Raw genomic sequence first — 11,238 nt, 5'->3', positions numbered from 1 at the left:
AAGCCTGCCGCCAGCGTTCGTTCTGAGCCAGGATCAAACTCTCAAGTTGAATGAGTTTTAATCTCGGCTTTGCGTCGCTACGCTCAAAACCTCTTGACGAGGTTGGAACCAGTCACATCCTTCACAGGATGCGAGGCTCCGAGAACGTAAGACCGCCGAAGTCTCATCCGACTTCCCCGACCGAAACCAGGGAAGTCCGCAAGGACCCCGCCGTCCACGTTTCTCTTTCTTACTCTTCACTTGTCAAACAGCGTGGGCCAAAACCCGCGAGCCAAAGCTCAATTCCAAAAAGGCCGAAGCCCCTAACCCTAGGGCTCACACCCTTAGGAAAATCGACAGTAAACCCGCCGGCGACTGCCGGTCCGAAGACCTCGTCTCTGTCGGGATCAACCAGAGGGGCGCCAGCACCGCGTCAGCGGCGCGCCCCGTCGATGGGCGCTTTATAGGGGGAGCCCCGCGGGACTGTCAACGGGCATTCGGAAGAAAAATGACAGGCTCACGACGTTGTTGATAACCCGGCCAAAGAAGGGAAGAAGAGCTTACCTTTCAACAGGTTAGCACCGCTGTCCCAATCGCGCCCGACTTTTGGGCCGCCGCGGCGGCCCGGTTTTCGCGCCGGCCGCCTGCCCACGTCGGCGGCGCCGTCGGCGGCCGGAAACCCTGCCGGCTCAGTGGTCCGAGAGCACCACCTCGTCGCTCCATTCGCCCTCGACCTCCTTGACGATCGCCTGGCCGCAGATCACCCGCCCCTTCACCGGGTCGAAGGTCAGCGTCGGGGCGCCGTGCAACTGCCAGCCCTTGTTGAGCGCGGCCGAGACCCGCCTGCAGAAGGCCTGGTCGTCCGGGCCGGTGAGATAGCGATAGAGCTTCACGTCCGTCTCCTCCTCAATTGCGCCGTTCGATCGCCTCGGCGAGCGTCACCAATCGCCGGGCGATGTCGGCATGCATGCGCTCCACCATGCGCCCCTCCATCTGCACCACGCCCTTGCCGGCATTTTCCGGCCGGTCGAACAGCGCGATCAACGCCCGCGCCGCCGCCACCTCCGGCTCGGACGGCGAAAAGGCAGCATTGCAGGGGCCGATCTGGTCGGGGTGGATCAGCGTCTTGCCGTCGAAGCCCATAGCGGCGGCCTCCCGGCATTCGCGGGAAAAACCGGCGAGATCGCGAAAATCGTTCCACACCGCGTCCAGCACCTCGATGCCACCGGCGCGCGCCGCCAGCACGCAATGGGAGAGCCAGCCCGTCATCGGCGCCCGCCCGGGGACGATGCGCGCGCCGGTCTCCTTGGAGAGGTCGTTGGTGCCCAGCACCAGCGCGGCCAGCCGCGTCACCGGGTTCTTCGCCGCCAGCGCGATATCGAGCGCGCGCAGCACGCCGGCCGGCGTCTCGATCATCGCCCACACCCGCAGCGAGGGCGCCGCGCCCCCTGCCTCCAGCATGCGGCCGACGACATGCAGCGTCTCGGGATCGCTTACCTTCGGCAGCAGCAGCGCGTCCGGGCCCTCGCCCCTGGCGCTGGCGGCGGCGATCATGGCGATGTCCTCGTCGAACCAGGGCGTGTCGACGCCATTGGTGCGCACCACCACCTCGCGCGGCGCGAAGCCGCCCTCCTGCAGCGTCGCCGCCACGCGGGCGCGGGCCTCTTCCTTGGCGTCCGGCGCCACCGCGTCCTCGAGGTCGATCACCACGACATCGGCGGGCAGGCTCCGCGCCTTCTCCAGCGCGCGCGGGTTGGAGCCCGGCATGAACAGCACGCTGCGGCGTGGACGGACGGGAGTGGACATGATTCGCTCGGCTCATTGGCAGGAAACAGCGGAGAGCCTATCCCGCTCTCCGGCGGGCTGCCAATCGGGCGCCGGTGCCCGGTCCCTCCGTCTTTACGGGTCAAGGCCATGGACGAGACTTACGACGTGCTCATCGTCGGCGGCGCCATCATGGGTGCCGCCGCCGCCTATTTTCTCACCCGCGATCCCGCCTTTCGCGGCCGCGTCGCCATCGTCGAGCGCGATCCCAGCTTCGCCGAAGCCTCCACCGCCCTGTCCGCCGCCTCGCTGCGCCAGCAATTCTCGATCCCCGAGAACGTCCGCATGTCGCTGTTCGGGCTGGACTTCCTGCGGAGCGCGAAGGAGCGCTTCGGGCCGGACACCGATCTCGCCTTTCACGAGGGCGGCTATCTCATCCTCGCCAGCGCGGCGGGCCTGCCGGTCCTCGCCGCCAATCACCGCCTCCAGCAGGCGGAGGGCGCCGATATCGCGTTGCTCGATCCCGCCACGCTGAAGGCGACCTTCCCCTGGCTCAATGTGGACGACCTCGCCGCCGGCGCCTATGGCCGCTCCGGCGAGGGCTGGTTCGACGCCCACGCCTTGCTCGCCTGCCTGCGCGCGGCAGCGAAGACGCAGGGGGCGCATTTCGTCACTGGCGAAGTGGTTAGCCTCACCCGCGAAGGCACCCGCATCACCGGCGCGACGCTGGCGGACGGGCGGCGGCTCGGCTGCGGCGCGCTGGTCAATGCCGCCGGGCCGCGGGCGGGGCGCGTGGCGGCGATGGCCGGCATCCCCCTGCCGGTGGAGGGCAAGAAGCGCTGCGTCTTCGTCGTGCATTGCCGCACGCCGATCGAAAGACTGCCGCTGCTGGTCGACCCCTCCGGCTTCTATATCCGCCCCGAAGGCGCCTACCAGATTTGCGGCGCCCCGCCGGCGGAGGACAACGACCCGGACGCGCACGGCGATTTCGAAGTCGACTGGTCGATCTTCGAGGAGACCATCTGGCCGAACCTCGCCCATCGCATCCCGGCGATGGAGGAATTGAAGGTGGTGCGCGCCTGGGCCGGGCATTACGAGATGAACCTCTTGGACCACAACGCGGTCATCGGCCCGCACCCCGAGGTGGCGAACTTCTACTTCATCAACGGCTTTTCCGGCCACGGCCTGCAGCAGGCCCCCGCCGCCGGCCGCGCCATCGCCGAATGGCTGGTGCATGGCCGCTCGGTGTCGCTGGACCTCGACGTGTTCGGCTATGAGCGCATCGCGGCGGGGCGTCCGCATGCCGAGTTGAACATCATCTGATGGGGTTCCCTCCGCAACAGACAGCGACAGCCGGCGGACGCAGGGCCTCTGTCCCGGACGCGGTCAGCGCGAGCAGAAGACGTGCCGGAACCCGGCGCACGCCTCTTCGGCGGTTGCCTTGTCTTAGGCGGATGTCCGGGATGACCGCCATCCCACGCGCCGTCGAAATTCACGCGCCCGGATTCCGCTCGACCTAATTACACGTAATATTTGTGCATTTTATTTCTTTTGTACGTTCTAAATTGGTGTGATAGAAAAATAACCCGAGCACCAACAGGAATTAGCGCCCATGGCCGCGCCGCAACAGCAGAAACTGAAGGTCAATGGCCCCGTCGCCGTCACCGCCAACCGTCTCACCGACGGCGCCGTGGTGTGGCGCACCAAGGCCGGCGGCTGGTCGGTCGAGCTGGCGGACGCCGCCGTGGTCACCACCGCCGACGACGCCCTCGCCTTGTTGGCGGAGGCCGGCCAGCGCGATCTCGACGCCGTCGGGCCCTATGTGGCGCCGGTGATCGTGGACGCGGACGGCGCGCTCGCCCCGGGCAATCTGCGCGAGCGCATCCGCGTCGCCGGCCCCACCTTCGAACTGCCCCACTGAACGACGCAAGGCCGACCGTTCCATGTATGCCTATGACGAATTCGACCGCGCCTTTCTGGCCGAACGTGTCGCCGAGTTCCGCGACCAGGTCGGCCGCCGCCTGTCCGGCGCGCTGTCCGAGGACGAGTTCAAGCCGCTGCGGCTGATGAACGGCGTCTATCTCCAGTTGCATGCCTACATGCTGCGCATCGCCATTCCCTATGGCACGCTGAACGCCGCCCAGCTGCGCCGCATGGCCCATGTCGCCCGCGTCTATGATCGCGGCTACGGCCATTTCACCACGCGGCAGAACATCCAGTTCAACTGGATCAAGCTGGAGGAGCTGCCGGAGGCGATGGCGGCGCTGGCCGAGGTCGGCGTGCACGGCATCCAGACCTCGGGCAACTGCATCCGCAACGTCACCACCGACCAGTGGGCCGCCGCCACGCCGGAAGAATGCGACGACCCGCGCATCTGGGCCGAGATCCTGCGGCAATATTCGACCCTGCACCCGGAATTCACCTACCTGCCGCGCAAGTTCAAGATCGCCGTCACCGCCGCCGGCCACGACCGCGCGGCGATCAAGGTGCACGATGTCGGCCTGCGCCTGCACCGCAACGCCGCCGGCGAGCTCGGCTTCGAGGTGCTGGTCGGCGGCGGGCTCGGCCGCACGCCTTTTGTGGGCAAGTCGATCCGCGACTTCCTGCCGGCGCGCGAGTTGCTCAGCTACATCGAAGCGATCATGCGCGTGTACAACCAGTACGGGCGGCGCGACAACATCTACAAGGCGCGCATCAAGATCCTCGTGCACGAGATCGGCGCCGAGGAATTCTCCAAGGCGGTCGAGGCCGAATGGGCGGCGATCCGCGATGGCGCCCTGCACCTCACCGACGAGGCCATCGCCGAGATCCGCGACCGCTTCATCTACCCCGCCTTCGAGACGCGGACCGACCAGCCGGCCGAACTCGTGGACGCGCTGGCCGACCCGCGCTTCGCCACCTGGCACCGCAATTCGGTGCACACTCACAAGGTGCCCGGCTATTCCATCGTCACCATCTCGCTGAAGCCCGTCGGCGCCCCTCCGGGCGACGCCACGGCCGACCAGATGGACATCATCGCCGACCTCGCCGAACGTTACGGTTCAAGCGAAATCCGCGTCGGCCACGAGCAGAATCTCTGCCTGCCGCATGTGGCGCAGAAGGATTTGCCGGCGCTGTGGGCGGCGCTCGACGCCGCCGGCCTCGCCACGCCGAACGTCAATCTGGTCAACGACATCATCGCCTGCCCGGGGCTGGACTATTGCGCGCTGGCCAATGCCCGCGCCATCCCGGTGGCGCAGGAAATCGCCAAGCGCTTCGCCGATCTCGACCGGGCGCGCGGCGTCGGCCGGCTGCACATCAACATCTCCGGCTGCATCAATGCCTGCGGCCACCACCATGTCGGCCATATCGGCATTCTCGGCGTGGAGAAGAACGGCCAGGAATTCTACCAGATCACGCTCGGCGGGCGCGCCGACGAGCACGCCCAGCTCGGCACATTGCTGGGCCCGGCGGTGTCCTACGAGCAGGTGCCCGGTCTCGTCGAGGACGTGGTCGACACCTATATGGAGCTGCGCGCCGGGCCGCATGAACTGTTCATCGACACCGTCGCCCGCCTCGGGGTCGAGCCCTTCAAGGAGCGCGTCTATGCCGCTCATTGAGAAGGGACACATCGTCGAAGACAGCTTCGTCCGCGTTGCCGACGACGAGGCGCTGCCCGAGGGCGCGTCGGTCCTCGTCGGCATCGACCGCTTTCTCACCGAGGCCGAGGCGCTGAAGGCCCGGCAGGCCCCGGTCGGGGTCGTCTGGCCGAACAACCGCCCGATCGCCGAGATCGCGCCCCATCTCGGCCAGCTCTCGCTGATCGCGCTCAACTTCCCCTCGTTCCGCGACGGGCGTGCCTACAGCCAGGCCCGGCTGCTGCGCGAGCGGCTCGGCTGGCAGGGGCCGCTGCGCGCCATCGGCAACGTGCTGCGCGACCAGTTCCTGCTGATGGAGCGCTCCGGCTTCGACCAGATCGAGGCGGTAAAGGAAGCCGACGCGGAGGCCTTCGACGAGGCGACCCACCGCTACACCGTGTTCTATCAGCCGGCTACCGATGCGCGCCCCAGCCTGCTGCGCCAGCGCCTCGGCCGCACCGTTCCGGGAGTGCGTTCATGACCTTCCAGCGTCCGGGTGCCGATTTCGCGCCCGCCACCCCCTGCATCGACGAGGTCGGCGGCCTCGCCTGCGCCCTCGCCGACGCCAGCCCGACCGAGATCGTCGACGCCGCCCTGCACGCGGTCGGCCCGGGCCGGCTTTGCCTCGTCTCGTCCTTCGGCACCGAATCCGCCGTGCTGCTGGCCTATGCCGCCGAGGTCGACCGCTCGATCCCGGTCGTCTTCCTCGACACCGGCTGGCTGTTCGAGGAGACGCTGGCCTATCGTGACACCCTCACCGCGCAGCTCGGCCTCACCGATGTGCGCAGCCTCCAGCCCGATGCGGCCCGGGTGGCGGCGCTCGATGGCGAGCGCGATCTCTGGTTCTCCGACCCCGACACCTGCTGCCGCATCCGCAAGGTCGAACCCCTCGCGCGGGCGCTGGGCGGGTTCGATGGCTGGCTGAACGGGCGCAAGCGCTACCAGGGCGGCCTGCGCGCCTCGATTCCCGTGGTCGAGCGCGACGGCGTGCGGCTCAAGTTCAACCCGCTCGCCAATCTCGACCGCGCCGCGGTGGAAGCCGCGCACAAGGCCTTCGCCCTGCCCGACCATCCGCTGGTGGCGAAGGGCTTCTCCTCGGTCGGCTGCATGCCCTGCACCAGCCGCGCCAGTGAGGGCGAGGATTCCCGCGCCGGCCGCTGGCGCGGCAAGGCCAAGACCGAGTGCGGCATCCACACCCTGCTGAACACCGTCGGCAACTGAGGCCGCCCCCGCGCGGAGGATCGAGGATGGCCGGCGCGCGGCGAAGAGCCGGGATCGCTCCTCGTTCCGCCCGCCATTCCGGATCGGCCGTCGGGGATGGCGTCTGGATGGATGTCAGAACAGATAGAGCGTCGCCGCGAACCCGCCGACCAGCACCACGGCGAACGCCGCCGTCACCAGCCCGAGCCGCTCCTCGATGAAGACGCGCGCCGCGGGCCCGATCCAGTACAGCAGCCCCGCCACCATGAAGAAGCGCAGCCCCCGGGTGACGACCGAGAGCACGACGAACCAGAACAGGCTGTAATGGGCGAAGCCCGAGGTGATGGTGACCACCTTGTAGGGGATCGGCGTCAGCCCCTTGATCAGGATGATCCAGTGGCCGTAGCGCTGATAGGCTTGGGTGAAGGCATCGACCTTGGCGCCATAGCCATAGAGCTGGATCAGGAACTGGCCGAGCGAATCGTAGAGCAGCGCGCCGATGGCATAGCCCGCCAGCCCGCCGATCACCGAGGCCAGGGTACACAGGCTGGCGTACCACCAGGCGAGCTTGGGCCGGGCGAGGCACATCGGCACCAGCATCACATCCGGCGGCACCGGAAAGAACGAGCTTTCGGCAAACGACACGCCGGCCAGCGCCCAGGGCGCGGAAGGCCGCTCGGCGAGATCGATCACCCATTGATAGAGACGGCGCAGCATGAAGGGCCTTGCGGAAACGGAGGAATCGTCGGGAAAAGGCGGGGGTCAGGAACGCCGGCGCGGCATGTGGGGGGCGCTCCCGCCCTTGGCGGCACCCTCGGCGATTTCCCACAGCAGCGGACCACCGTCCGCCCCCTCGAATATCGGCAGAGCCTTGCCGGCCGCTGTCCGGCGCTTGGGAACTTTCTCGGCCATGCCGAGCATCTTCTCGCGCCGGCGCATCTCCGCCCAGACGTCGTCGGGCTCGATGCCGAGTTCGGCCCACAGCACGACGAGATTGTAGATCAGGTCGGCGCTCTCGCGCACCGTGGCGGCCCGGTCGCCGACCACGCTGTCCAGCGCCACCTCGACCGCCTCCTCGGCGACTTTCTTGGCCATCGCCGCCCGCCCCTTGCGGAAAAGCTTCTGCGTGCGCGGCGAAGGGTTGCTGCCCTCCCGCGTCGCGACCACGGCGGCATACAGGCGGCGGATCGAATCGCTCATGCCGAATCACTCATGACAAATCCTCAAGGCTTGATTCTAGAGCCATTTGCGTGAAGGCTTCGCGGCAGAAACGCATCCGGCTGGCGTCGCTGTGATCGGCCGCCCGGCTTTGCCTTTTGCGCCGCTGCCGGGATCAGGTTATGGAGAGGACGCAATGCCTTTTCAGGCCGGCCGACTTTGTCTCGCGCGCCGCCGGCCCTCCCTTGAAACGGATACCGGAAGCGTGCTGAACCTTTCCCTGTTCCGCCCCCGCCGCGCCGTCCGCCTTCGGGCCATCCGCCTGATGGCGGCTGGCCTTGCCGGCGCCGCGCTCCTTGGCCCCCTGCTCGTAATGCCTCTGGCGGCGCACGCCACGCCCTCGCTGGTGATCGAGGTCGACAGCGGCAAGGTGCTGCTGGCGGAGGACGCGACCAAACCCTGGTATCCCGCCTCCATCACCAAGCTGATGACGGCTTATGTCACCTTCAAGGCGCTGCGCGCCGGCCGGCTGACCCCGGAGACGCTGATCACCGTCTCGGCCAATGCGGCGGCGCAGAAGCCCTCCAAGATGGGCTTCAAGCCCGGCACCCAGGTTACGATCGACAATGCGTTGAAGATGATGCTGGTGAAGTCGGCCAACGACATGGCCGTCGTCATCGCCGAAGGCGTCGGCGGCACCCTGCCGGCCTTCATCGAGGAGATGAACGCCACCGCGCGCGAACTCGGCATGACCGGCACGCATTACGTCAATCCGAACGGCCTGCCGGACCCGGGGCAGGTCTCCACCGCGCGCGACCTCGCCATCCTCGCCCGCGCCATCTTCCTCAATTTCCCGGAACAGGCAGACCTGTTCCGCATTCCCGCCATCAAGGTCGGCCCGGCGGTGATCCGCAGCTACAACAAGCTGATCGACCGCTATCCCGGCGCCGACGGCATGAAGACCGGCTTCATCTGCGCCTCCGGCTTCAACCTGGTGGCCAGCGCCACGCGCGGCAACCGCCATCTGCTCGCCGTCGTGCTCGGCACCGATTCCGGCAAGGCCCGCACCGAAGAGGCCGCGCTGCTGCTGGAGCGCGGCTTCCAGCAATCGGGCAACATCTTCGGCTCCATCGCCCCGACCGTGGAATCGCTGCGCAACGAGACCGGCCCGCCCACCGACATGCGCGCGCAGGTCTGCGGCGGCAAGCGCAAGAACACCGCCTCCGAGGCCGATGACGACAGCGGCCCGGCGCCCACCGGCTATGTCGCCGCCGGCATGCCTCAGCTCGGCGACAACGTCACCGGCGCCAGCCTGCTGCAGAAGCTGCCGCCCTCCATGCCGCCGGTCGAGGTCTGGGTGGGCCCGTTCCCGAGCGCCGAGGCGCTCGCCGCCGCCTATCCGCCGCCACCGGAGAAGAAGAAGAAGGCTGCCGCAAAGAAGCCCGCCTCGAAGAAGGGCCAGACCACGGCGGTCGTGGAGCCGAGCCGCCCCGCGCCCAAGCCCGGCGCGGCCCCGAAGCCGAAACCCAAGCCGGCCGCGAGGCCAGCGGCCGCGCCGGCCAATCTCGCCGTCCCGCCCCCGCCGCAATAGCCCGCCCCGCGCGGCCGCCGCGCATCGACGCGGCGCCGGCGTGCCGCGCCGAACAGGATGTCGCTCATGAGCGAGGCGCCCCGCCTCCCGCCGGAACCCATTCCGGTAACCCTGCTCACCGGCTTTCTCGGTGCCGGCAAGACGACGCTGCTGAACGCCCTGCTGCAGCAGCCCGGCATGGCCGACACCGCCGTGCTGATCAACGAATTCGGCGAGATCGGCCTCGACCATCTCCTGGTCCAGCATTTCGACGACGCCACCGTGCTGCTCGCCTCCGGCTGCCTGTGCTGCACCATTCGCGGCGATCTGGCGGAGGGGCTGGAGCAGCTTCTGCGGCGCATGGACAATGGCGCCATACCGCCCTTCCGCCGCGTGGCGATCGAGACCACCGGCCTCGCCGACCCGGCGCCGATCCTGCACGTGCTGATGATGCATCCCTATCTGGTGATGCGCTTCCGGCTCGACGGCGTGGTCACCGTGGTCGACGCGGTGAACGGCCTCGGCACACTCGACGCGCACCCTGAATCGGTGCGGCAGGCGGCGATTTCCGACCGCATCGTGCTCACCAAGACCGATCTGGTCGACACGCCGGCGCGCGAATCCGGCCTCGCCGCGCTGCGCCAGCGCCTCGCCCGCCTCGCGCCCGGCGCGCCGGTGCTCGACGCGGCGAAGGGTGAGGCGACGCCGCAGGCGCTGCTCGGCGCCGGGCTTTACGATCCCGCGACCAAGATTCCCGACGTGTCGCGCTGGCTCGCCGATGAGGCGGTGTCGGCGGCGGAAGAGGCGTCGCGCGCGCATGCGCATGACGAGAACCGCCATGACGAGCGCATCCGCGCCTTCACCGTGGCGACCGACGCCCCGGTCTCCGCCGCCGCCATCGACATGTTCCTGGAGCTGGTGCGCGGCACCCATGGGGCCAAGCTGCTGCGGCTCAAGGGCATCGTGAAGCTGGCCGAGGACCCCGAGCATCCCCTCGTGCTGCACGGCGTCCAGCACGTGCTGCACCCGCCCAGCCAGCTTCCCGCCTGGCCCGACGACGACCGGCGCACAAGGCTGGTGATGATCGTGCGCGATGTCGAGCCGGCGGTGATCCGCCGGCTGTTCGACGCCTTCATGGGGCTGCCGGCGGTCGACACGCCGGACCGCATCGCCATGACCGACAACCCGCTGGCGCCGGCGACGCTGCGGCGCTGAGCCGGGGCGCGGGTTGCGGCCTATCGAGCCGGCAGCGGCGCGCCATTAAGCAGCACCTGCGTGCTGCCTGCAGCCTGTGAGGTGGCAGCAGTTCCGGCAGTGGAAGTTGCAGCGGCGGCGGCAGCCGCCTCGGCAGCTTCGACCTTGGGGTCCGGCACCGCGATCACCATCGCCCAGTAGACGCTGTACTTGCTGCGCGGCGCCCGCACCGCGGCGATGCCGAGCCGGGTCGCGCCCGGCATCAGCATGTTCTTGTTGTGCGAGGGCGAATCCCGCCAGCCGGAGAACGCCTCGGCCAGCGTGTGGTAGCCGGCGCCGACATTCTCCGCCGCCTTGAGCCCGCCGAACCCCGCCGCCTTCAGCCGCGTGGTGAGGCCCCGCCCGCCAATGTTGTGCGAGAGCTTGTCGGCGGCGGCCATGGCCTTGGCCTGCCGCTCGGCCACGTTCATCAGCACCGGGTCGATGGTCACCGCCGGCAGGCCGCGCCCGCGCCGGTAGTCGCTGATCAGCGAGGCCGCTGCCTGCGGGTCCAGCGTGCCACCCTTGGCGATGTTGGCATAGAAGGTCTCGTCCACCGGCACCGAGGCCGGACCGGCGGCGCAGCCTCCCAGCAACAGGGGCACCAGCAGCAGACCGGCGAGGCGCTTCAGCAGGAAGGAGGACATGCGAGGCATCTCAAGGAGGAGCGGAAAGGGAAAGGGCACGTCAGCAAAGGCACGTCACGCGAGCCGGCGG

At 68.7% G+C, this 11,238-nt stretch carries 12 protein-coding genes; 7 read left to right on the top strand and 5 right to left on the bottom strand.

The window, feature by feature from the left end:
- Positions 1-668: 668 nt before the first annotated feature.
- On the bottom strand, positions 669-872 hold the full coding sequence (locus tag KHC23_RS23630; protein ID WP_213376165.1) for a DUF1737 domain-containing protein: 204 nt from the start codon (positions 870-872) through the stop codon (positions 669-671).
- Between the two features lie 13 nt (positions 873-885).
- Positions 886-1,785 carry an HpcH/HpaI aldolase/citrate lyase family protein gene (locus tag KHC23_RS23625; protein ID WP_213376164.1) on the bottom strand — a complete coding sequence of 300 codons (900 nt, stop codon included), beginning with the start codon at positions 1,783-1,785 and terminating at the stop codon, positions 886-888.
- 108 nt (positions 1,786-1,893) lie between these two features.
- Here KHC23_RS23625 and KHC23_RS23620 point away from each other — a divergent pair, with 108 nt between their 5' ends.
- The 5 genes from KHC23_RS23620 (at position 1,894) to KHC23_RS23600 (ending at position 6,581) form a co-directional block, all read left to right on the top strand.
- Entirely contained in the window at positions 1,894-3,066 is a 1,173-nt protein-coding gene (locus KHC23_RS23620; RefSeq protein WP_213376163.1) for an NAD(P)/FAD-dependent oxidoreductase, read from the top strand.
- A 289-nt stretch (positions 3,067-3,355) separates the two neighbouring features.
- Entirely contained in the window at positions 3,356-3,664 is a 309-nt protein-coding gene (locus tag KHC23_RS23615) for a DUF2849 domain-containing protein (RefSeq protein ID WP_213376162.1), read from the top strand.
- 22 nt (positions 3,665-3,686) lie between these two features.
- Entirely contained in the window at positions 3,687-5,342 is a 1,656-nt protein-coding gene (locus KHC23_RS23610; protein WP_213376161.1) for a nitrite/sulfite reductase, read from the top strand.
- Entirely contained in the window at positions 5,329-5,841 is a 513-nt protein-coding gene (locus KHC23_RS23605; protein ID WP_213376160.1) for a DUF934 domain-containing protein, read from the top strand. Before KHC23_RS23610 ends, KHC23_RS23605 begins: the two co-directional genes overlap by 14 nt.
- Complete coding sequence (locus KHC23_RS23600) at positions 5,838-6,581, top strand: phosphoadenylyl-sulfate reductase (RefSeq protein ID WP_213376159.1); 744 nt, start codon at positions 5,838-5,840, stop codon at positions 6,579-6,581. The genes KHC23_RS23605 and KHC23_RS23600 overlap by 4 nt, the downstream gene beginning before the upstream one ends.
- Before the next feature lie 114 nt (positions 6,582-6,695).
- Here KHC23_RS23600 and KHC23_RS23595 read toward each other — a convergent pair whose 3' ends face one another.
- A complete protein-coding gene (locus KHC23_RS23595) occupies positions 6,696-7,277 on the bottom strand; it encodes a YqaA family protein (protein WP_213376158.1) in 582 nt (193 codons plus the stop codon).
- Positions 7,278-7,322: 45 nt separating this feature from the next.
- Positions 7,323-7,760 (bottom strand): phosphoribosyl-ATP diphosphatase, encoded by a 438-nt coding sequence (gene hisE / locus KHC23_RS23590; RefSeq protein ID WP_213376157.1) that lies wholly within the window; start codon positions 7,758-7,760, stop codon positions 7,323-7,325.
- A gap of 226 nt (positions 7,761-7,986) precedes the next feature.
- Between hisE and KHC23_RS23585 the strand changes: the two genes are divergently transcribed.
- Positions 7,987-9,309, top strand: coding sequence for a D-alanyl-D-alanine carboxypeptidase family protein (locus KHC23_RS23585; RefSeq protein WP_213376166.1), 1,323 nt, complete (start codon positions 7,987-7,989; stop codon positions 9,307-9,309).
- Between the two features lie 66 nt (positions 9,310-9,375).
- Positions 9,376-10,503, top strand: coding sequence for a CobW family GTP-binding protein (locus KHC23_RS23580; RefSeq protein ID WP_213376156.1), 1,128 nt, complete (start codon positions 9,376-9,378; stop codon positions 10,501-10,503).
- Positions 10,504-10,523: 20 nt separating this feature from the next.
- On the opposite strand, the gene KHC23_RS23575 is transcribed toward KHC23_RS23580, so the two are convergent.
- A complete protein-coding gene (locus KHC23_RS23575; RefSeq protein WP_213376155.1) occupies positions 10,524-11,168 on the bottom strand; it encodes a CAP domain-containing protein in 645 nt (214 codons plus the stop codon).
- Between the last annotated feature and the right edge of the window lie 70 nt (positions 11,169-11,238).

This window comes from Ancylobacter dichloromethanicus (genome assembly GCF_018390645.1).
Lineage (GTDB): Bacteria > Pseudomonadota > Alphaproteobacteria > Rhizobiales > Xanthobacteraceae > Ancylobacter > Ancylobacter dichloromethanicus.
Note: the sequence above shows the minus strand (reverse complement) of the source record. Positions and strands in the feature narration are given on the sequence as shown.